Origin of the sequence: Kothea flammea (assembly GCF_052161645.1) — a bacterium.
In the GTDB taxonomy this organism is placed as follows: domain Bacteria; phylum Planctomycetota; class Planctomycetia; order Pirellulales; family Pirellulaceae; genus Laterigemmans.
The window spans coordinates 7,116,717-7,139,396 of record NZ_CP197414.1 but is presented as its reverse complement, the minus strand read 5'-3'; the positions used below and the strand labels follow the sequence as shown (position 1 = coordinate 7,139,396).

16 protein-coding genes and 2 pseudogenes are annotated in these 22,680 nt (G+C 53.9%); 13 read left to right on the top strand and 5 right to left on the bottom strand.

Annotation, left to right across the window (positions count from 1 at the left end):
• Positions 1–166: 166 nt before the first annotated feature.
• Positions 167–721, bottom strand: coding sequence for an ECF-type sigma factor (locus tag SH139x_RS26700; protein WP_488352772.1), 555 nt, complete (start codon positions 719–721; stop codon positions 167–169).
• Positions 722–1,087: 366 nt separating this feature from the next.
• Here SH139x_RS26700 and SH139x_RS26695 point away from each other — a divergent pair, with 366 nt between their 5' ends.
• The 4 genes from SH139x_RS26695 (at position 1,088) to SH139x_RS26680 (ending at position 5,313) form a co-directional block, all read left to right on the top strand.
• Entirely contained in the window at positions 1,088–2,434 is a 1,347-nt protein-coding gene (locus tag SH139x_RS26695; RefSeq protein WP_488352771.1) for a TIGR03067 domain-containing protein, read from the top strand.
• Positions 2,394–3,359 (top strand): hypothetical protein, encoded by a 966-nt coding sequence (locus SH139x_RS26690; protein ID WP_488352770.1) that lies wholly within the window; start codon positions 2,394–2,396, stop codon positions 3,357–3,359. The genes SH139x_RS26695 and SH139x_RS26690 overlap by 41 nt, the downstream gene beginning before the upstream one ends.
• Before the next feature lie 821 nt (positions 3,360–4,180).
• Entirely contained in the window at positions 4,181–4,627 is a 447-nt protein-coding gene (locus SH139x_RS26685; protein ID WP_488351180.1) for a helix-turn-helix domain-containing protein, read from the top strand.
• On the top strand, positions 4,624–5,313 hold the full coding sequence (locus tag SH139x_RS26680; protein ID WP_488352769.1) for an IS630 family transposase: 690 nt from the start codon (positions 4,624–4,626) through the stop codon (positions 5,311–5,313). Before SH139x_RS26685 ends, SH139x_RS26680 begins: the two co-directional genes overlap by 4 nt.
• Before the next feature lie 34 nt (positions 5,314–5,347).
• Here the strand turns inward: SH139x_RS26680 and SH139x_RS26675 are convergent.
• Positions 5,348–5,536 (bottom strand): annotated as a pseudogene (locus tag SH139x_RS26675) (integrase core domain-containing protein); the annotation flags it as partial.
• Positions 5,537–7,905: 2,369 nt separating this feature from the next.
• On the opposite strand from SH139x_RS26675, the gene SH139x_RS26670 reads away from it, so the two are divergent.
• From SH139x_RS26670 to SH139x_RS26655, 4 genes are all read left to right on the top strand, one after another.
• Positions 7,906–8,391 (top strand): VOC family protein, encoded by a 486-nt coding sequence (locus SH139x_RS26670; RefSeq protein ID WP_488352768.1) that lies wholly within the window; start codon positions 7,906–7,908, stop codon positions 8,389–8,391.
• Positions 8,392–9,021: 630 nt separating this feature from the next.
• Entirely contained in the window at positions 9,022–9,969 is a 948-nt protein-coding gene (locus tag SH139x_RS26665; RefSeq protein ID WP_488352085.1) for a tyrosine-type recombinase/integrase, read from the top strand.
• On the top strand, positions 9,867–11,417 hold the full coding sequence (locus tag SH139x_RS26660) for an IS91 family transposase (RefSeq protein ID WP_488352086.1): 1,551 nt from the start codon (positions 9,867–9,869) through the stop codon (positions 11,415–11,417). The genes SH139x_RS26665 and SH139x_RS26660 overlap by 103 nt, the downstream gene beginning before the upstream one ends.
• Before the next feature lie 506 nt (positions 11,418–11,923).
• The gene (locus SH139x_RS26655; protein WP_488352767.1) at positions 11,924–12,958 is read left to right on the top strand and encodes a right-handed parallel beta-helix repeat-containing protein; all 1,035 of its coding nucleotides are present in this window, start codon (positions 11,924–11,926) and stop codon (positions 12,956–12,958) included.
• Positions 12,959–13,019: 61 nt separating this feature from the next.
• Here SH139x_RS26655 and ltrA (SH139x_RS26650) read toward each other — a convergent pair whose 3' ends face one another.
• Positions 13,020–14,423, bottom strand: coding sequence for a group II intron reverse transcriptase/maturase (gene ltrA / locus SH139x_RS26650; RefSeq protein WP_488351765.1), 1,404 nt, complete (start codon positions 14,421–14,423; stop codon positions 13,020–13,022).
• A gap of 662 nt (positions 14,424–15,085) precedes the next feature.
• On the opposite strand from ltrA (SH139x_RS26650), the gene SH139x_RS26645 reads away from it, so the two are divergent.
• The gene (locus SH139x_RS26645) at positions 15,086–15,694 is read left to right on the top strand and encodes a DUF1579 domain-containing protein (protein ID WP_488352766.1); all 609 of its coding nucleotides are present in this window, start codon (positions 15,086–15,088) and stop codon (positions 15,692–15,694) included.
• On the opposite strand, the gene SH139x_RS26640 is transcribed toward SH139x_RS26645, so the two are convergent.
• Together SH139x_RS26640 and SH139x_RS26635 are read right to left on the bottom strand one after the other, a co-directional pair.
• Positions 15,695–15,850 (bottom strand): hypothetical protein, encoded by a 156-nt coding sequence (locus SH139x_RS26640; RefSeq protein ID WP_488352765.1) that lies wholly within the window; start codon positions 15,848–15,850, stop codon positions 15,695–15,697.
• Positions 15,851–16,253: 403 nt separating this feature from the next.
• Positions 16,254–16,709 (bottom strand): HAD family hydrolase, encoded by a 456-nt coding sequence (locus tag SH139x_RS26635; RefSeq protein ID WP_488351760.1) that lies wholly within the window; start codon positions 16,707–16,709, stop codon positions 16,254–16,256.
• A 618-nt stretch (positions 16,710–17,327) separates the two neighbouring features.
• On the opposite strand from SH139x_RS26635, the gene SH139x_RS26630 reads away from it, so the two are divergent.
• From SH139x_RS26630 to ltrA (SH139x_RS26615), 4 genes and pseudogenes are all read left to right on the top strand, one after another.
• Complete coding sequence (locus tag SH139x_RS26630; protein ID WP_488352764.1) at positions 17,328–18,152, top strand: hypothetical protein; 825 nt, start codon at positions 17,328–17,330, stop codon at positions 18,150–18,152.
• 114 nt (positions 18,153–18,266) lie between these two features.
• Positions 18,267–18,389 (top strand): annotated as a pseudogene (locus tag SH139x_RS26625) (IS481 family transposase); the annotation flags it as partial.
• Positions 18,390–19,368: 979 nt separating this feature from the next.
• On the top strand, positions 19,369–19,788 hold the full coding sequence (locus SH139x_RS26620) for a hypothetical protein (RefSeq protein WP_488352763.1): 420 nt from the start codon (positions 19,369–19,371) through the stop codon (positions 19,786–19,788).
• 634 nt (positions 19,789–20,422) lie between these two features.
• Positions 20,423–21,754 (top strand): group II intron reverse transcriptase/maturase, encoded by a 1,332-nt coding sequence (ltrA, locus tag SH139x_RS26615; protein ID WP_488352283.1) that lies wholly within the window; start codon positions 20,423–20,425, stop codon positions 21,752–21,754.
• Positions 21,755–22,680: the final 926 nt, after the last annotated feature.

The following is a 22,680-nucleotide window of genomic DNA, read 5'->3' as shown; positions in this document are numbered from 1 at the left end:
CAAATAGCGAATCCAGATTCGGTGTGTTTTCCGGCATAAACGACTCCAACTAATTCCGACGCGATTTGATTGATTCATTCCGTCAACACAACAGTGCGAAAAACAAATCAGAACCCCATCACTATTTCTTGAAAACATTTCCTAGCCCCCAAATCACCGCTTATTCTCAGCTTTTCAGCTGTGAATGCAGCCAGGCGCGGGCGAATTTCCAGTGCCGCTCGGCGGTCGCCGTCGAGATGCCCATGGCTTCTGACGCTTCGGGAATCGTCAGCCCGGCAAAATATTTCAGCTTCACCAGCTTTGCCTTGTCGGGCCACAGCAGCCCGAACTGCGTCAACGCTTCATCCAAAGCCAGCAGATCTTCGACCGGCTCCTGAATCGCAGCTGTCGCCACATCCAATTCAACGCGCCGCATGTGGCCGCCATGCTTTTGACTTTGCTTTCGCCTCGCCTTCTCGACCAGAATCCGCCGCATCGCCTCGGCGGCTGCCCCAAAGAAGTGGCCACGCCCGTTCCACTGCTGCGGCTGATCGGCGTCGACCAATCTCACATACGCTTCATGAACCAACATGGTCGGCTGCAGCGTCTGGCCCGGCTTCTCCCTCGCCAGCTTCGCCGCCGCCAGTTTTCGCAACTCGTGGTAGACCAACGGCAGCAGTTTGTCTGCAGCGTTCTGGTCACCGCATTCGATGGCCGACAGGATTCTGGTGACATCGCTCATCCCCTCATTGTAACGTATCCATTGCAGAACCCGGGAGCCAGAGCTTCCAACACGCCTAGCTGCCACTGCCCGAAAAGAATTTCTATGCCAAGACGCAACCGAGGTTGGACAAACCGACCGGATCAGTGAGCAATCCGAACTTGTATCGGTCTGCTCAACCCCTGCGACATCGGCCGTCCCAATTTCTGCTAAGGTATGAATCGGAAAGTCGCTCCGAGGCGCTACCAGTCGCTTGCACGAACTGCAAAACTGCTCGCTGAATTATGCCACCGGGACGCTGCGCGTCAGACGTGCTGCTCACGCAAGACCCATTATCGTCAGCGGTTAGATTCCGAAGCATACCAACGATTGAACAAAGTACAGATCATGATTCGTACGATGCAATTTATAGCCGTTCTGTTGGCAATGACGCTCCCTGCGCCGCTATCTCGTCTACATAGTGAGGAGCCCCAGCCCACACTCGAATCCGACGTGGTGTACGGTCATAAGGACGGATTAGCCCTGACGATGGACTTGTATCGACCAGAGTCCAAAGCCAACGGTGCCGCAGTGTTATTCATGGTAAGTGGCGGCTGGGTTTCAAAATGGGCACCGCCTGAGCAAATGAAACCGTTCTTCCGTCCGTTTTTGGATGAAGGGTTCATCGTGTTCGCTGTGCGGCATGGTAGTAGTCCTCGTTATACGATTCCAGAGGCCGTGTCTGACGTACAGACGGCGGTGCGGTTCGTACGCCGGAACGCCGATCGCTTTCACATCAGCGCGGATCGCTTGGGTGTTTTTGGTATGAGCGCCGGTGGTCACTTGTCACTGGTGTTGGGCACAACCGGGGACGATGGTGACCCGAATGGGACGAGCGAGCTTGACAAGGCACCCAGTCGAGTGGCTGCGGTTGTTGCGTTCGTTCCGCCAACCGATTTGCGGGTCGCCGTTTGGGACGCGTCCGAATCACTGCCAGCATACCGTAACTTCCCGGCCCTCAATCTCGACATGAAGGAGGCAGAATTGTACTCGCCGCTCGCACATGTTTCTCCCGACGACGCTCCAGCCCTGGTGATCATGGGCGGAAAGGACGAGCTGGTGCCACCCAGACACGGAATGTGGATTGATGAAGCGTTCGAGCGAGAAAATGTTCAACGGAAGCTGATTGTATATCAAGATGCTGGCCACGGTCTGGAGGGCAGTCAAGACGCGGCTTTCAAGGAAGCTGTGTCTTGGTTCAACACGCACTTGAGCATCACCCAGACAAATGAACTTGCCGGAAGTTGGCGTGTGGTCTCCGTCGAAATGGCCGGAACAGCGGTACCCGGACTCGCGGGCGCGAAGCTCGTCTTCGACGATGGGGGCAAGAAGATATTTACGCTGCCGGGCGGACGTGTGGAGCATGGGACTTATCGAATCAACGCAATCAATGTGCCGAACGAGATTGACTCGACAACCGAAGGAAGAGCAGGAACGGAAAAGGGCATTTACAGGCTCGATGGTGACAAGCTCGAGCTGTGTCAATCTTCCGGAGGAAATCCGCGTCCTCAGCAGTTTTCGACCAAAAACTCAGACAACTTATTGATAGTCCTGCGGCGCGCGGTGGCAAATCCGAAGGATGTCAAAGCCGCGCCTGGCAAAGTCGCTAAGGAAGTGACGGCACCCAGAAGGTTCCGTATGGGGTTCACTGGGTTTGTCTACGACACATTTGGAGGCCGTAACTGCTTCGCGTGAATTCGTGCGAGCGAACGGAGACATTCTGGCACACCACATCGAAGGCGTACCCTGGGCCGAATCACTCCACGACGAGCCGTTCTCGGATGAGTTGCTCGAAGAATGGAAAGGGAAGCGCTCAGCGACGCCACCGAACGGTAAAGTCTATCTTGCCATCTCCCCAGGTCGCGGCGAATTGAAAATGGCGGAGAAAGCCGCGCCGCTGCCGGCCGAATTGAACGGGAAGCAGTACGATGATCCGCTTGTGCAAGAGGCATTCTTGAGCTACTGCCGCCGAGCGATCAAATTCTTCAAGCCTGACTATCTCGCCATCGGAATCGAGACCAACGAAATCCACGATCGTGGGCCGACAGTCTGGCGAGCTTACGTTGCACTGCATCAGCACGTGTACGAGGAAATCAAAAAGCACCATCCAGACCTGCCGATTTTCGCGAGTTGCACGCTTCACAACATGTTCAAAAAACAAGGGGATATGCTCAAAGACTGGAAGGAATTGATGCCCTACAACGACTTGGTCGCAGCTAGCTACTACCCCTTCTTCGTGGAAGACAATGACCGCTTGATGGCGCTCGACTGGATGATTACGGAGTTCGAATCTTTTGATAAGCCATTTGCAATAGTCGAAACCAATGATGCAGCGGAGCGACTACCCCTGCCGCAAGCCAATGTCGTAATCGAAGGAACCACAGAGAAGCAGGAGGCCTATTATCGAAAGCTACTGGCATTGGCCCAAGAGCACGAATTCGAGTTCGTAATCAGCTTTGTGCATCAGGACTACGACGCTCTGTGGGATAAGATCAAAGCAAATGCGCCCGAACTCTTTATGGCTTGGCGCGATTGTGGTTTGCTCGACGAAAGCGGGAGAGAACGTCCAGCGTATTCTGTATGGAAAGAGTACTTTGACCTTTCACTTTCCCAAAACTGACAGAGCGATCATGGTGACTCCCTCTACCGAAGACATCATTCGGGTTGGTCTTCAGTCGGCGTCGCCCGCTGACCCTGTGGCGAAGCAGGTAATATGCATCGCTGTCTAGACGGAGAGCACACCGAAGCAACAATCTAAGGACTTGTTTATGGGTTTCCCAAGAATCCACAGACATATGTAGTCAATTTGATACATACGCGATTTGGCCAGCGCGCTCAGGTGGGTGTGTCTTGGGTTATGATCGATGGCGTCATCGGACAATATACCTGCACCGGTGGTCGACTTTGGGTGATGTGGCTTTGCTAGCTCCGGTCGATGAAACCGGAGCAGCATGGTGATTTTCGTTCGGCGCCTCGGTATCCAACTTAAACAGACACCGACGCGAATTTCGCGACAGGCTTCGAGCGTTCGGTCGATGCACCTGCCGCAATTTGGCGTCCGAAAGGACGACACGACTACCGAAATGTTCTACTCCCGTGATATTAGCCAGCATTGCCGAACGATTTGAATTCGGCCTTGGAGAACTGGTTGTGACGTAAGACCAGGGCTCGCGCATCAATTGATCCGAACCTCGTTTGGGCAGATCCTGAGCCAAGACCTTCGACGCGAGCAGACGGAGTGATGTGACAGCCGGTGATAATTAGTGGCGTGTTCCGTTGCCGACTCATTATGCAAGCTTCACTGATACAAGCGTACCGTGGACACGCAACGAGTCGCAACTTTAAACTAGTGCTTTGTCAGGGATAAAAATTAGGGTTGCGTCGAATTGAAAAATCTGCGCTCATTCACGAAGCCAAATTCAATCCACGGAGGGTTTTGTGATGAGTGAGAAGAAGTATATCGTTCGTTTGTCGGATGCGGAACGGAAAGAATGTGCGGAGGTTATCGGCAAACTCAAGGGGACTGGCCAGAAGGTTCGCCGGGCTCAAGTGCTACTGAAGGCCGATGCGGATGGTCCGGCTTGGACGGATGCTCAAATTGCCGACGCCTTTTCTTGTCGCACAAAGACAGTCGAGAATATCAGGCAACGATTCGTTGAACTCGGTTTTGAGCAAACGCTTGATCGAAAGCCATCGCCTACCGCTGGGGCAAAGAAACTGCTCGATGGAAGCGAAGAGGCGAAAATCATTGCAATGCGACTTGGTTCACCACCAGAAGGCTATGGAAAGTGGACGCTCCGGTTGTTGGCTCGAAAGGTCGTGGAGTTGGAAGTGGTGGAAAAAGTCAGCCATGAAACGGTACGTCAAACGCTAAAAAAAATCGCATGACCAATCGCAGTATCGAGTACTGGGTAATCCCACCGGAATGTGACGCTGAGTTTGTTGCCCACATGGAAAATGTGCTTGAAACGTACGAAAAGCCGTACAATCCTTCGCAACCGGTGATTTGCATGGATGAGCAACCGGTGCAACTGATCAAGGAGACGCGGCAACCGATCCCGGCGACCAAAGACCATCCACAGCGAGTTGACTATGAGTATGAGCGCAACGGCACTGCTTCGATTTTCATGTTCTGCGAACCTCTTGGTGGCTGGCGTCAGGCAACCGCGCGTGATCAGCGGACAAAGTTCGATTGGGCTCAGGAAGTAGCCTCGCTTCTGGATGGGAGATACGCAGAATGCGAACGAATCACACTTGTTTGCGACAACTTGAACACCCATACGATCGGTGCCTTCTACGAAGCGTTTGAACCTGAACGAGCCCGCTCCTACGTTCGGCGAATTGATTTTTGCTTCACGCCCAAACACGGTAGCTGGTTGAATATTGCGGAGAACGAACTCAGCAGCATGACTCGGCAATGTGTCGCAGGACGTCGAATCGGCGAACTGGAAATCCTGCAGCGAGAAATTGCAGCCTGGTCAGAGGATGTGAACAGCACTCAGCGCAGCGTCGACTGGCAAATGAAAATCGACGACGCAAGGTGCAAACTAAAATCCGTCTACCCTAAAATGTAGTAGCCAGAACTTGATCTGACATGTTTTACCCAGATTACGCACTGGGCTGTAAGAGCTGGTCGAGCATTTTCTGTTCGGCCAGTTTCTTCGAGTCATCGAAAGTTTGTCTCGGAGTCTTCCCGAAACAGAATCTTCCGCTATGTGGTCGTTCTTCGTTGTAACTCCGCATCCATTCATCGACATCCGCTTGGAGCTGCTCGATGGATTCATAGAGCGTTTTGCGAAACTCGACTCGGAGAAGTCCGGATCGAAGATCGGGGTGAGGACTAACACAATGGCAGTCTGTATCAAACGGTCGAGCAAGTTTGGAATACCGAGCTCTCGCGTGCCGCCATCGGGTTTATCGATGCTAACGCGCCGTACCGGTTGGGGACGGTACGTTCCATCGAGGAGTTGCTGACGGATGCCTTCCCATTGTGGTCGGAACCATTCAGGAAAGTTTTCGATCGTGACGCCGTCGGGACCAGGGGCTCCACGGTTTGCTTTGACTTTCGCCCAAGCCGCCTCGATCGTGCCTTCGTCAACAATCTCTTCCATCAAAGCGTGGCTTTCGTCCAAGGCTGACTTCTCGATGGACGCCTGAGCTGAATCATCACGCTGGATGTTTTGCGATTGCTCCACAAACTCTTCCCAGAGGGAGAGCTGTTTCGCCGGTTCGTTCGGCTGGTCAGAGTTCATCGGTGGTTCGTTCCTTGTCTTGTGACGTTCAGGCCTTCATGTCGCCGTTGGCTTCGGCGGTTCGCTACTATGCCCTCTGCTGCCGACTTCAATCGTGGGCTCGTGTTACCACGGCCCACCCCGCGTTGGAGCAAGCTCTACTGGCGGACACAGGATGAAGCCCTCCCCAAATAAGGGACGTCGGGGTTTGATGTAATCGCCCCGCGACACGTGATCTGTCCCCGCCCAAGTGCCCGATCTACCTGCGCTCGTTCTTCCGGTTCGGTTTCGTGGTCAGCAGCCCACTCACCTCGAGTCGTCGGCCTCATATCGGATTTCTGTTCGTCACCTGGCGGGTCTTGGCGTAAATGCGGTTAGCACGTCTTGGCCGGGGAAACCTTGTCCGATTCAGTCATCGTCGAACCGCACGTTCCCCGCACCGGAGCTAACTTCACGAGCACATTCGCAGGCTTCCTTTCCACGGTCGGTCACCCTTCCGCAGTTGCCCTCGCCTCGTACTGTCTTTCTTCGGAGTTACATTTGGTATACTGCCTCGTCGTGAAAGAAACCGGAACTGAGTACAGGGGACTTGCACCCCACAAGATCACGCCCATGTTGGGCGTACTACTGCACCGGAGCCGGGAAATGCCGTTTTGGTAATGGTTGCTTTTTTCGCCCGGCCAGGTGACGGGTAGCGTTCCCGGGTCAAGCTCTTCGGTCCTGAACTTGGTCTGTCTACAATCGTCCATTGAAAGCTCATGCTCGATGATTGGTGCGCGCGAACAAGCCTCGAGTACTGATCGACGCGCTTGCCTCGCAAATTGCTATCGGTTGAACCAGTGCCAACTGCGTCCTCTCCGGACGAACCTGATGCTGCCGAAGTTGCTCGCGAGATACCTCCAATTAAATTTTCCACTGCCGTACCAGGCGAAGATGCTGGCAATAAAGTCAATCGGGCTCCCGGAACTCAAAAATGATTGCAAGCGGGTTTGGACTACGGTACCGTAATGGAATGAATTGGCGGGCCCGGATGCGCTCCGGATCGTGGCGCGAGCCGGGAACCATGCGATCCACCCCAGCCCTCGCCATACTCCGATTTTTCAGATCTACCTCTACCGCTCGGGCGAGGTGATCGCAATCGTTCCCGGCGGAGAGCTCTTCGGGCCTGAACTTGGTCTCTCTGCAAGCGTCCATTGATAGTCCATGCTCGATGATTGTTTCGCGCAGAAGTTGCGAGTACTGATCGATACGTTTGCTCGCAACTTGCAGTCGATTGCACCAGTGGTAAATGCGTCCTCTCCGGACGAACGTGATGCTACCGAAGTTGTTCGGGAGATACCTTCAATGAACTAATGCTCTACCGTCCCAGGCGAAGATGCTCGCAATAAAGTCAATCTGATTCCCAGGACTCGAAAATGATTGCAAGCGGGTTTGGAGTTCGGTACCGTAATGGAATGTATTGGCGGGCCCGGATGCGCTCGGGATCGGCGCGCGAGCCGGGAACCATGCGATCCACCCCAGCCCTCGCCAAAATCCGATTTTTCAGATCTACCTCAATCGCTCGGGCGGGGTGATCGCCGACGTTATGCCGACTAGTCTAACTAATTCCATCAATCGTTCCCAATTGGCTTAAAGAAACCCTGAAGTCGAAGCATGCGAAGACCATCTGTATACGATGTTGGCGGTGTTCTAAGCGCTGATATTGCCGTACCTGAACATGAGCGTGAACTCGCGTTCTATTCGAAGGTCCTCACGACCGGTGACGTCCCGCTCTGGCGCGATGATTTGCTGAACAACCTCGGCAGTCCCGTAATCGGCCTAGGCGCTCGCACTCCCGAATACGATAAATTGCCGCTGCAGTGGTTTCCCCACTTTCAGGTCGCAAATGTTGCCGCCAGCGCAGCGCGTGCGATTGACTTAGGCGGCAACGAAATCATGCACGGCAAAGACGCCGATGGCGAAAGCCTATGGGCTGGTATAGTTGATCCCGATGGTGCGGCGTTTGGGATCATTCCAGTTGTTCCTAGCAATTTTGATTCCGCGCAACAGGATGTGCGGCAAGGCTGTATCTCATGGCTTTCGCTTACCGTTCCAAACGCTGCGGCTAGTCGGGACTTTTATCAACACGTGATCGGATGGAAAGCCAAGTCCATCGAAGAACAAAAAAGCGACGAGCTTGCCGTGAAGTTTGAAATGCAGGTTGACAACGAGACTATTGCTGCAGAGATCGTCCAGCTCCGTGGTGAGCAGATTAATATTCCATCTGTGTGGCTGATACATTTGCCGGTTGGCGATTTTGAGGAGAGTGTTCGTCGCGTCAATGAAGGCGGCGGCGAGGTCGTCAAGGAATTCGTCGAGCCAAAATACGCCATTGTTCGCGATCCGGTCGGCGTTCACTTGGCCCTGCAGCCGAGCGAATGAAAGGCAATGGCATAACAATGCGTTGGACGCGGAGCCGCCGATCGCGTCTTATTTGAAGTCAATGTTGATTGGCGGCGGCCCGGTCAACGCCGACGTTGAACTTAATCGAATTGCTCGCGCGTGGTGACAGCACTGGGGCGGTGAGTTGACGGGGTTCGGCAAGGCGATGGGGCACTCGCTGCCCTGGCCAATGCCGGCACGCTTCCTGCGTGGGACGATGCTGGCATCCATGCCAGCCGGGCAATCAAACAGTCCCCCGGTCTCTCTTCAACTCCCCCGCGGCTCTCTTTATCTCCCTCATTCATACCCTTGAACTCAGCGCCACCTTCAGGACTCGGCGCGGGCGGGGGCATTCAAAATTTTGCGAGCGGCTGCGCCGGCTGTTTTCCTTTCTTTCTTTTTTCGCTGGCGCGAGACAAGCAGCTCCCAGCTTGGCGCCAGCAGAATCGGTATCAGCGACACCACCAACACACGCTAACGAATCTAACGATTCTCTCGGCAACCTATTTTGACCGCTTGACGAATAAAACGATTAAAGAGGTTGCGCTTTCTGTGACGGCAATTGCAATGGGCTTCTCAAGCAATCGACACACTTCGTGTCACTGCAGCACGCCTCAAATTGGGAATACCATGATGACTCCCCACGAAAAAAGACCCTGCCCGCTCACGATTCGGCTCGCTCAGGATATGAAAATCCGCAACTTGGCACCTCGGACCATCGATGCCTACACCTACCACGCGGGAAAGTTCGCCGACTTTATTCAAAAGCCGCTGGACCGCGTGACCCCGGAAGACGTTCGAGCCTTCCAGCTCCACCTAATCGAAGAAAGGAAACTTGCTTACAGCAGCTTCAATCAGGCCGTTTGCGCGTTACGGTTCCTCTACACACATACCATCCGAGTCAATTGGCCGGTCACCATGGTGCCGTTTGGAAAGAGACCCAAAACGCTACCTGTGGTCCTCGGCCGACATGAAGTCGACGAGCTACTACGATGCACGACGTGCCACAAACACAAAGTCTTCCTAACGACTCTCTACGCAACCGGGATGAGATTCTCAGAAGCGGCAAACCTAAGAGTCCACGACATCGACTCCCAGAGAATGCAGATTCGGATCACTCACGGCAAGGGAGCCAAGGACCGAATCGTTCCCCTCTCGCCGCGATTACTGAGCGAGTTGCGGGATTACTGGAAACGCTACAAACCCAAGTCGCTTCTCTTTCCGGGCAACTCGGCAGACAAGACATACGCCGACACGTCGATCCAAAAAGCGATCAAGAAAGCAGCCCTCTTGGCAAAGATTCACAAGAACGTCACACCTCACACCCTGAGACACTCCTACGCGACCGGACTACTCGAAGCCGGAGTCGACTTGTTGACGATCAGCCGGCTCCTGGGACATGCGAGCTTTGCGACGACGATGGTCTACCTCCATTGTCGCAGGGAACACATGCTATCTACCCCGAGTCCACTGGATTGGCTACCGGTCGAACAACTGCCCACCTATCGGCCACCAGCCGAGAACAACAATCAGAAGAACAACAAACCAGGCAGCCAGCCACCGGAGGCAAGCAGCTAAGTGTTCTAGAGATTCTTAGGATCGGTGCGAAACAATTCGTTGACCGGTACCGCGAAGGCGGTGCCAGTTGGCAAGTACAGGGCGTGCTGGCAAAGCTAACACTTTGCCGCACACCGGCACTGGGCGGTCACGAGTATCGATGCAAAGCGTGCAACTCAACCTGCATCGTGGCGAATTCATGCGGCGATCGCCACTGCCCAGGATGCAGTGGTGGCAAACGATTCGACTTCAGCGAAAGGGCCAGTAAACTGCTGATCGATGGAGTCGACTACTATCAAGTTGTCTTCACCCTGCCGAGTGAACTCTCTCGCATCGCCCTTGCCAACCGACAACCGCTGGCAAATCTCTTATTCACCGCTGCTTGGAAAGGTCTTAATAGAACGATTCGCCGCGAACAACAATACGAACCCGCAGCGATCATGGTATTACATACTTGGAATCAAAAGCTCGAAGCTCATTGGCACGTACACGCGCTCGTCCCCGGTTCAGGACCTGGCGTTCGCAACAATCAATGGAAGACCAGTACCGCGCCGCCGGATAGCGGCTTGAGCGACAATCATTACCTGGTCGACGCAATTAACCTTCGAGTGGCCTTTCGCAAAGCGGCGATCTCCCACTTGCAGAGATTAAGAACGCGTCGCAAATTAAAGTTGGACGTCGAGCCAACGTTCGGGGATCTGCGCACCGACGAAGGCTGGGACAAATTGATTGAGCATCTTAGCGCACGCGACTGGGTCAGCTTTATTCAACCGCCCCCGGCCAGTTCCAGCGGTCCCAACGATTTGGTTCGTTATCTGACACGTTACCTTACGGGCGGGCCAATCAGCGACTCGCGAATCGTAACGGCGGACGAACAGCAGGTGACCTTCTTGGCACGTGAAGGGAAAGTTCAAGGGGGCGAAGCGGTTCAAGTTCCCGTGACACTCAGCACAATCGAGTTCGTGCGGCGTTGGTGTTTACACATCCAACCGAACCAATTAACCAAGACACGCTACATGGGAGGCTGGACTAACAAACGACGAACGATCTACCAAGCAAAGTGCAGCACCCAGCTACGTGCTGCGGCGGGACTTTCGGGGCAGCCCACGCCAGCGTCGCCAGCCGAATCACTGACAGATGAAGAAGAATCTAACACGGACACTGACACAAAACTCAACTGCCCAGCGTGTGGCGAAGTGGCACTGCGGCTAGTCGCTAGCAGGTCCCGTCCATCGTGGCGGGAAGCGCTGAGTCAACGTAGCACGCATCTTCCAGGTTGGTACCGAAAATCGTTGGAAATAGACGACGAAAAGTTCTGGGACGGTAAGTTTGGGCCTGGATTTAACGCCTGGTACCTGGAAAACATCTTCGAACGTGCATATCACCCGACAGCCACGCCCACCACTCGGCCGGCAATTCAACCGATGCTTCCAGGACTAGAACTGCACAACTACTACGCGTTAGAATGAGTTTTTACGACAAAGTTCAACGCACGATCTATCCGCAAGTCAGGCAAAGAGCCCAACAAAAGTTGGGCTTTTTTAAAGCCTGACCAGCGGATAGATCGCAATTCGTTCGTCGGTGCTGCAACGCCCGTCCCCGACCCGAATCCAGGACTGAATCAACGCTCGTTGAACACTGGTTCGCCCACGTTCGATACAATGACATCCGGCCAAACTCGTTTGAACTGTCGCCGTTGGGACACGACGAACTATCCGATCCACGGCAGCGGCCAAGACGCTATTTTGGAACTTCAAACTTTTCACCGGCCGCTCCGTGATCGGTGGTGTTATGCCGAATCCTAAATTTACTGGACCAATAGATGCGAAACGTTTTGTGTTACTTCGTAGTGTTTTGGGGAACGGCAACCTCATGCAATGCTGAGGACGTTGTCTCAACGGACCGTGAGCTTGGTGTGGCTCTATCGAATGCCCAGAACGGCGACATTGTCACATTGCAGCCAAAGACTTTCGGAATGGTGTCAATTTCGGGAGGACGTATCCGAGTTGGCGACATTGATTGCGGGCCACTACCAAAGACAGGCGTGGCCGTCGAAGTTCGCTCAGCGAATCCCAGCCAAATGGCCACCATTCGCGGAATTCACGTCGGCCAGGGCGGACCATGGACATTCTCGCATCTGCTGATAAAGCCGGCGCGCGGCGCGGTCGCCGTGAATATCCTTGCGGATCGGACGATCGTACAGGATTGCGAAATCGATTTCGGAAACTCCACTAAGTGGACTGCCGCAGAATGGACTCGAAACGCCGGTGATGGAATTCGAGTTCGCAGCGGGAAAAGCGTGCATTTGCTTCGCAACCGTCTCAAGAGTGTTGCCGACGGAATCAATGTTTATCCACCAGCGACCCACGTGCGTGCCATCGGCAATACCATCGAGAACTTCTGCATGGATGGTATTCGAGCGCTCGGCGACTTTGGGTTGTTCGAGAATAACGTCGTCCGAAACGCTCATGTCATCAACGACAACCACTGCGACATGCTTCAGTCCTGGTCCACCGGGAAGGATGGAAAACCAGGTACTGGCACGATCACTGGCGTGACGATACGAGGCAATCAGTTTTACGCCCATACAGATCCGAATCAGTTGCATCTAAGACGCGGACGTAGCGGAGTTCAGGGGATCGGAATGTTCAACGGGAGGTTCAAAGACTTTGTCATTGAGAACAACCTCATTGTCGCCGATCACTTTCACGGCATATCGGTCTACAACGCTGAGAATGTGCGAATCGAAAACAATACCGTGGTGGACTTCGACACGCAGTTTCCAGGGCCGCCATGGATCGTGGTAAAGAACTACGGCAAGGAATGTCGCATTGCTAACAACATTCGGATGAAGGCCGGAACATCAGACAAATCTGTCGTGCAAACTAACAACGTTGAGATCAAATACTCAGAGTACGGGACGTGGTTTCGGGATCCAGCTCGTGGGGATTTTCGATTACGGACAAACGTGCCAACGCATGGGGTCGGCTACCACGGCATAACAAAATGAATCGGGATAGGGCCCCGGTTGCCCGGGGACCCTCCCACAACACCTAGCATGCGGGTCCGCACTAGGCGTTTCGACGCAAGGATGCAAGCGATAGCCAGCGCTCTTCAAGAATAAACAAGCCCTCGGCGGCTAGGTACTCGTTGGATAAAGCTCGTTGGACACCCGACGTCGCGGAAAGACGCCAGGGACCCTTGCCGCTCATCGCAAAGCCACGAGCGACACGATAAGACAAGCCCAACGACATCAGATTCTTCAGCCGGGTCTTCGATTTCCGCCACTGCTTCCAGTAACAGGCGCGTACCCGACGACGAATCCATTTGTCTAAGTTGGTGAACGTTGTCTTCACTTGATCCAACGCAAAGTAGCCTAACCAACCACGAGCATAAGCACGGAACGCTGCATAACGTGACTTCATCGACACGCCTCGGTTTCTACGAAAGATCTTCGAGACACGTTGTTTGAAAGTCGCGAGCTTCTTCTTGCTCACCCGGATCTGGCCGCCGTAGCCACGAAATTCGTAACCCACGTACTCAAGCCCATCCGTCTTGCGGACTTGGCTCTTGTTGTGATTGACGGACAGTTTCAATCGGTCGGTCAAGAAGCGTTCAATGCTCCCGTACACACGCCGCGCCGCCGCTTCTGTTTTCGTGAAGATCACGAAGTCATCTGCGTACCGCACGAACGGCAACCCTCGTCGTTCCAACTCCTTGTCCAAGTCATCTAAGTAGATGTTCGAAAGCAGTGGTGACAACGGGCCGCCTTGCATAGTTCCTTCTTCGCTGGGTTGGCATAAGCCGTCGACCAACACACCGGCTCTCAAGTAGCGTCCGATCAGTTTCAAAAGGCGTTTGTCGTGGACCTTGCGGGCCACGCGTGTCATCAATATATCGTGATTGACTCTGTCAAAATATTTCGATAGATCCATATCGACGCATCGACGACGACCACCTCGAATGATCTTTTGCACTTGCTTGACTGCATCTTTAGCCGAGCGGTGAGGTCGGTAGCCGAAACTCGACTCGGAGAAGTCCGGATCGAAGATCGGGGTGAGGACTAACACAATGGCAGTCTGTATCAAACGGTCGAGCAAGTTTGGAATACCGAGCTCTCGCGTGCCGCCATCGGGTTTATCGATGCTAACGCGCCGTACCGGTTGGGGACGGTACGTTCCATCGAGGAGTTGCTGACGGATGCCTTCCCATTGTGGTCGGAACCACTCAGGAAAGTTTTCGATCGTGACGCCGTCGGGGCCAGGGGCTCCACGGTTTGCTTTGACTTTCGCCCAAGCCGCCTCGATCGTGCCTTCGTCAACAATCTCTTCCATCAAAGCGTGGCTTTCGTCCAAGGCTGACTTCTCGATGGACGCCTGAGCTGAATCATCACGCTGGATGTTTTGCGATTGCTCCACAAACTCTTCCCAGAGGGAGAGCTGTTTCGCCGGTTCGTTCGGCTGGTCAGAGTTCATCGGTGGTTCGTTCCTTGTCTTGTGACGTTCAGGCCTTCATGTCGCCGTTGGCTTCGGCGGTTCGCTACTATGCCCTCTGCTGCCGACTTCAATCGTGGGCTCGTGTTACCACGGCCCACCCCGCGTTGGAGCAAGCTCTACTGGCGGACACAGGATGAAGCCCTCCCCAAATAAGGGACGTCGGGGTTTGATGTAATCGCCCCGCGACACGTGATCTGTCCCCGCCCAAGTGCCCGATCTACCTGCGCTCGTTCTTCCGGTTCGGTTTCGTGGTCAGCAGCCCACTCACCTCGAGTCGTCGGCCTCATATCGGATTTCTGTTCGTCACCTGGCGGGTCTTGGCGTAAATGCGGTTAGCACGTCTTGGCCGGGGAAACCTTGTCCGATTCAGTCATCGTCGAACCGCACGTTCCCCGCACCGGAGCTAACTTCACGAGCACATTCGCAGGCTTCCTTTCCACGGTCGGTCACCCTTCCGCAGTTGCCCTCGCCTCGTACTGTCTTTCTTCGGAGTTACATTTGGTATACTGCCTCGTCGTGAAAGAAACCGGAACTGAGTACAGGGGACTTGCACCCCACAAGATCACGCCCATGTTGGGCGTACTGCACGCCGAGTCGCCGACGGCGCGTTTCTTAAATGGAGAATCGCTCGCGGCGACCGGGTGATCGCGGCCGTTCGCCTAGAAAGGTACACAATGAAGAAGACTGTGTTGCTCCTTCTTTCGCTCGTATTCGTTCTCACCAACCTTGTCGACGCTCAGGATATATCGAACGTGGGCCAATCCCCAGTTTCAGAAGATTCGCAAATGCCCCCCGACCAGATTCTCAAGAACCTAATTGGAAAATGGGAGGGAACCTGCCGAACGTGGTTTGAGCCTGGGAAACTTGGCGACGAATCCAAAGTTGCAGGCGAGTTCCTTGGTGTGCTCGACGGACGATTCATCCGCCATAGATACAATGGCTTCATAAAAGGAAAGCCGCGAGAAGGGGAGGAACTGATCGCGTTCAATGAAATTGGTGAATCGTTTCAAATTTCGTGGATCGACAGCTTCCACATGAACTATGCGATCATGTTTTCGGAAGGCAAACAGGTTCAGGATGGTTTCGCAGTCACTGGTGAGTACGAAGTGGGGCCTGACAAGCCTCGCTGGAAATGGCGTACGGAATACCAACTACGTGACGACAAGAATCTGAAAATCACAGCGTACAACATTCACCCAGACGGGATGGAGGCAAAGGCCGTCGAAATTGTTTATCACCGATTGCAGTAGTTATTCGTTACGGAGCTCGGCGAACCAAGCGTTGGACGCGGAGCCGCCGATCGCGTCGGTTTTGAAGTCAATGTTGATTTGTGGCGGCCCGGTCAACGCCGTCGTTCCCGGGTCAAGCTCTTCGGTCCTGAACTTGGTCTGTCTACAATCGTCCATTGAAAGCTCATGCTCGATGATTGGTGCGCGCGAACAAGCCTCGAGTACTGATCGACGCGCTTGCCTCGCAAATTGCTATCGGTTGAACCAGTGCCAACTGCGTCCTCTCCGGACGAACCTGATGCTGCCGAAGTTGCTCGCGAGATACCTCCAATTAAATTTTCCACTGCCGTACCAGGCGAAGATGCTCGCAATAAAGTCAATCGGGCTCCCGGAACTCAAAAATGATTGCAAGCGGGTTTTGGACTACGGTACCGTAATGGAATGAATTGGCGGGCCCGGATGCGCTCCGGATCGTGGCGCGAGCCGGGAACCATGCGATCCACCCCAGCCCTCGCCATGCTCCGATTTTTCAGATCTACCTCAACCGCTCGGGCGAGGTGATCGCAACCGTTCCCCTGACTTATCGTTCCAGACGCCACGCCAGTTCAATGATGTTCGACGGGCCGTCCGGCTGACGGATCACTTGCGACGGCATCCCGATTGCAGCCGATCCTTCGATGTCGCCAAACGTCGGATTCGCTGTGACCATCAAACATTCTTTCGGCTTGAATCCCGTTTCCTTCTCAACCGTTCGGTAGGCATCTACGTGCGGCTCGTAAACACGATGTTTGGCTAGGTCGATGATCCGATCCCAAAATACACCGCCATTTCGCGAAACAGTGTCCAGTAGATTCGCTGCCCCGTTGCTTAGTGTCACGCACTTGTACTGCGATCGCTGCAACAGTCTAATCCCCTCGGCTGCATCTGGATGCAGCGACAACTCCCACCACGACTGCGGGAACTGATACGAAGTAAAATCGTTCTTCCGAACGTGCTGGACAGATTCGCTAATTTCATCACGGCTAACGCCTGCCATGTCAAACACGGTTCCGAAACAATCGAAGGCAATGCAACGGAGAGCAGGGGAACAATGCGATGATACGGAGCCATCTGGCTTTTCTGATTTCTTTGCGTTCATTGGTAATTCCAACTGTAAAGGATTCCTTGACTGTTCCAGTGATTCGATGGCCCGCATATCGCAGGCGTTCCCGGCGTCAAGCTCTTCGGGCCTGAACTTGGTCTCTCTGCAATCGTCCATTGAAAGCCCATGCTCGATGATTGGTGCGCGCGAACGAGTCTCGAGTACTGATCGATGCGCTTGCCTCGCAACTTGCTATCGGTTGAACCAGTGCCAACTGCGTCCTTTCCAGACGAACCTGATGCTGACGAAGTTGCTCGCGAGATACCTGCAATTAAATTTTCCACTGCTGTCCCAGGCGAAGATGCTCGCAATAAAGTCAATTGGGCTCCCGGAACTCAGAAATGATTGCAAGCGGGTTTGGACTACGGTACCGTAATGGAATGAATTGGCGGGCCCGGATGCGCTCCGGATCGTGGCGCGAGCCGGGAACCATGCGATCCACCCCAGCCCTCGCCATACTCCGATTTTTCAGATCTACCTCTGCCGCTCGGGCGGGGTGATCGCAACCGTTATGTGGCACAAATGAAACTATTTGCAGTCGCCCTACTTACCATCTTCGCGCTACCAGCCACTGTCGCGGCCCAGGAATGGCTGACGGCGACGCACCAATTTTACGAGATACGCTACACTTCCGAGAATGAAGCGGAACTTCAATCGGTGAAGGAAATTCTCAGCCAGTTTAGGAGTTCTTTTTGCAAAGCGGCTGGCGTCGATGTGACTCTCGCCGATGCCAGCCAAATCGTGCTTGAGCTGCATCCGAAGAATAGTGACTCGGTCCAAGTTGGATACGTCTCACTCGTCGGTGGAACTTTTGACAACCGTGGCCAGCGGGGCTATCGGGGCACTATTCGCATGCCTGGTCCGGCTGCTTACGATGGTCGCGTCTCTTCGAGCAGCGGGCATCCGCAGGATCGAAAGTTTTTTGACAAGCTATTGGTTCACGAGATATCGCCGATTTTCATTGAATTGCTCGCGTGGTCCAAGGGCGGAAGATTTCGTGGTCCAAACTGGTTTATTCAGGGAATAGAAGAATATTTTGGCGTGTTTCATTCGACCGATTACTGGCGCACGGATGGACGGGAGGTCTATTACGAACGGCTGAAGTTGCTGCCTGATTCGATCGATACAGATTTTGGTCTGAACGTTACTGATCCCTACAATGACGGATTTCTAGTGATGAACTATCTGCGCGACACTTATGGAGAGGCCGCGATATTCGAGCTTATCGCGTCACGCGAACGAACGTTCGGCAAGCGTATGCAAAGCGCTACCAATAGTCGATACGATGAGTTTGCAGTAGACTTCAATGAATGGAAGAAACAGATAATCGATCGCTAGCGGTACCACATAACCATGGGAATCGGGATAGGAGCCTGGTTACCCGGGACCCCTCCCACAACACCTAGCATGCGGGTCCGCACTAGGCGTTTCGACGCAAGGATGCGGAGTTACAACGAAGAACGACCACATAGCGGAAGATTCTGTTTCGGGAAGACTCCGAGACAAACTTTCGATGACTCGAAGAAACTGGCCGAACAGAAAATGCTCGACCAGCTCTTACAGCCCAGTGCGTAATCTGGGTAAAACATGTCAGATCAAGTTCTGGCTACTACAAGCTCTTCGGGCCTGAACTTGGTCTCTCTACAATCGTCCATTGAAAGCTCATGCTCGATGATTGGTGCGCGCGAACAAGCCTCGAGTACGGATCGATGCGTTTGCCTCGCAACTTGCTATCGGTTGAACCAGTGCCAACTGCGTCCTTTCCGGACGAACCTGATGCTGCCGAAGTTGCTCGCGAGATACCTCCAATTAAATTTTCCACTGCCGTACCAGGCGAAGATGCTCGCAATAAAGTCAATTGGGCTCCCGGAACTCAGAAATGATTGCAAGCGGGTTTGGACTACGGTACCGTAATGGAATGAATTGGCGGGCCCGGATGCGCTCCGGATCGTGGCGCGTGCCGGGAACCATGCGATCCACCCCAGCCCTCGCCATACTCCGATTTTTCAAATCTACCTCAACCGCTCGGGCGAGGTGATCGCCGTCGTTCTGCCAATGAAAGACATTGTGACGAATCCCTACCGATCGTCTTCATCCCCGCCGCAGGGACGAGTCCGATCGCTGACGCGACTCGTGACTTGTAGTGCGGTAGCGGTCGGAGTGCTTGGGGCGATTTCGTGGGCGATGATGTTCTACGGTCTTCGCGATGTAGAGATAAGACAGGAACCCGGCTACCAAATCGTGCTTCATCCGACGGAACTGACCGCATCATTCGGGCTTGGATGTGTGTCGCTCGTCGTTGGATTATTGGGTTTCATCCGAGCCTTCATGTCGGGGAAAAATTGTCGAGTTTTGATGATCTGTATAGCGGTGCTCACGTTAATCTCTTGTCTCCCAGCACTCGCGATTGGACAGCAGTACTTGCTCGTCATGTCAGGTGAATAGAATGAAGGCAGAACCAAGTGGTGCACGGGAGCGACCGCGCCGTCCGTTTTGAGTTCATGTTTTCTGGTGGTCGCCCCGTGACCACCGACGTTCTGCCAAGGAGAAAAGCGTGCGAATTAAGCTGACCTTGACTGCGTTGATCGCCGCCGTGTGTTTGTTTGTACCTGCCGCTCTCAACCGGGCGGACGACACACCGAAACAGGACACCAACAACGTTGGCCGCGTGATCTTCACACGTCTTGCTGACGATGAACGCAACGATCGTTTGACCGAACATTTGCATTTTTGCGTTTTCGACAATGGCAAGAATGACCAGATTTACGTTGCGACGCGTTGGGGAATGTGGTCGAAGGGTGAGTTTGATCTATCGGTGGGTAACAAAGTTGTTGCTACGGTAAAGGTTCCTCACCTGGTATATGGCGGTGTCTTGTTGCCGCTCGGCGATGTGTTTGATGGTCCTCCTGATCCGAATCCATTCGACGCTAACCAAGAAATTGCCGTAACGCGAGTCACCGGCTGGCTCAAATAAGAGGCAGAACCAACCGATGCACGTGCGGACTGGCAAGGTCTGATTGACAAGCGGGGGTAGAGCCCGCCTGGGTAAGTGCTAGCCACACGCCCAGTATCGAGTTTTGCAGCCGAAGTATAAGGGACCTAAGAAGCTATCTGTTTGTGTTCAAACAGAACCCTCCCCGAAAGCATCGGTTGAAGCGTAAACAGAAAGGTAGTGAGGATGAACGGATCGCAGGTAGCCCTGTGACTGTGAACGGGATTAGCTCCGAAATTTTGTAACTGTTGGATTCTGCCCAAGGCTTGTGCATGCCCTAAGGCAATACTTTACACCGCGATTATGGCGAGCTGTGTGAAGAGACCCGGAGTCGGCGCCCCATTTGCGCTACACATGATGTCAATCAGGCAACCAGTGACACCCTGAGGTTCTTAATCGAACCCAAACATCCCAGTTTGAACGGTTGAGTATGTCTAAGAAGTGGAATAAGCGACGAAGACAAACGACTCTCAGGGGATCGGACAGCCGAATAGTACCGCAGCCAGCCGAAGGCCAATCGGAAGGCGAAAAGCCGGGTAATGCCGGTGTAGGGAAGGCGGCTGGGATATCACGCGATCCAGACCGGGCACCGCCCGTACTCAGTGACGGAACCTCGGTGCTAACTCGGCTGGATCGCACCTCTCAACGAGCGAAAGCGGAGCCGGAAGAAGTTTTCAATAACCTCTTCTCGATGCTCAATCATGAGCTATTGTGGCTCGCTTTTCGCCGACTTAAACGAGGTAAGACTCCAGGAGTCGACAACGTCACGGTAGAAGACTATGAACAAGACCTTGAAGCAAACCTTCATGACTTGCTCAGACGCCTCCATCGTGGCAGCTATCGGCCGCAGCCTAGCTTGCGAAAGAATATCCCCAAGGGGGATGGGAAAACGCGAGCACTGGGTATCGCATGTGTCGAGGACAAACTTGTCCAACGCGCAATGGTAATGATTCTGGAACAAATCTACGAGGTCGACTTTTATGACTTTTCGTACGGTTATCGTCCCCGGAAATCTTGTCACCAAGCCTTAGCGACTCTTGGTGGGATCATTAGCTTGCGGAAGGTGAACTGGATTAGTGATGCCGACATTAAAGGATTCTTTGATAATGTCGGTCACGAGCAAATGATTGAGCTACTTCGCAAGCGAATTAGCGACCCTCAGATGCTTCGACTGATCGAGCGATACCTGAAAGCGGGCGTCATGATCGATGGTCAATTGCAGGCGACCGAAGAAGGCGTCCCCCAAGGCGCCAGTCTATCCCCGCTACTGGCCAACGTGTATTTACACTACGTGTTGGACGACTGGTTCGAGCGGGAAGTTAAGCCGAGGCTCAACGGCGAGGCGTATTTAATGCGCTTCGCAGACGATTTCATCGGCTGCTTTCAGTTGGAATCGGATGCGAGGAGATACCAAGCGGTGTTACCGAAGCGATTGGGCCGATATTCGTTGACAGTCGCCGAGGAGAAGACGAAGTTGCTACGATTCGGACGCTTTGCCCGTCGCGACTGCCAGCGGCAGGGCGAAGGCGCTCCGGGCACTTTCGATTTCCTTGGATTTACTCATTACTGCGGCCAGAGTCGAGCAGGTAAGTTCAAACTGAAAAGGAAAACGTCCAGCAAGAAGTTGCGCATCAAGTTGAGAGAGATGCGACTTTGGTTACACCATCAGCTGTCGACACCGATCGGCGAGATGTGGCCTGTCCTAAACATGAAACTTCGTGGTCACTACCAGTATTACGGAATCAATGATAATTGGCCGATGCTGGAAGTGTTCCGCAAGAAGGTTCGTCGGATGGCCAAGCGACACTTGAGTCGCCGGAGTCAGAACAGCTATGTGAACTGGGGACATTTCACTCGCTTTACGGAGCTTCATCCGCTGGCGAGTCCCAAACGTTTAACTGACTTGATCGCGATGGACCGCGAGTTGAAGAGTAGCGGAGGCAGGTGAAATCTGGGAGCCGGATGCGTTAACGGCGCACGTCCGGATCTACGAGGGGCCGGAGATCAATGCGGCTATGCGACTGAGTTCCGGGCACCATCCAAGTACCGGATGGCAAACAGGGGAACGGTAGCTTATAACCAAAGAGAACCCGGCCTACTCACCCCGAGTTGCCGACGGTGCGGGATCTGAATTCAACGTCGCTCGCGGCAACCGGGTGATCATGGACGTTCCCCGAACCGATGATGCCCTACGTTGATCCTGGCGAACCTGGCACCTGTGATGAGTGTGGCAGCCCATTTGTCCGCACGGCGATGGCAATGTCTGGACTCTGCCGCGAATGCGCTTTCTGGATTTACGGGAAAGCACGTTGCAACCATTTGATACGGGACGGAGCATGCACTCAATGTGGCTGGGACGGCTCGACTTCTGAGTACATTCTGCACATCAAACTTCACGGTGATCCGCATCGAGACCCATCAGCGTCAACGCAGAAACCCAAGTCTTCAATTGCCGACCTTTTTGATCCCGAGCCGGAGCAATGGGGGCTTCGTGGCGATCCATACCTGTGGCGCGAAATGAAGACGATGTTCTCTAACGCTTCACTTCCGCAGACTGGAACGGAGTTTCGTGACGCGATTCTAAGTGCATTCCAAGACCTCGTCGGAATGCGGATTGAAGACGGGCAAGATATGTGTTTCGTTGAACGATACGCACACGGCGGCATGTCCAGCGGGCAGGTAAGTCTACAGTTTTGGTCTAATACGGCCTTATCGATACTCGGTCTGCGGTACGCGAATGCCCAAGGTCGGGAGAGGCTTGCCGAATGGCGCGACAGCGACGGGGAACCATCGGATGCACACGAGTCGCCGAGTTGAGTTTATTGAAGTGGTCAGTCGATCGCGGCGACCGTGTGATCCGTACCGTTACACAAA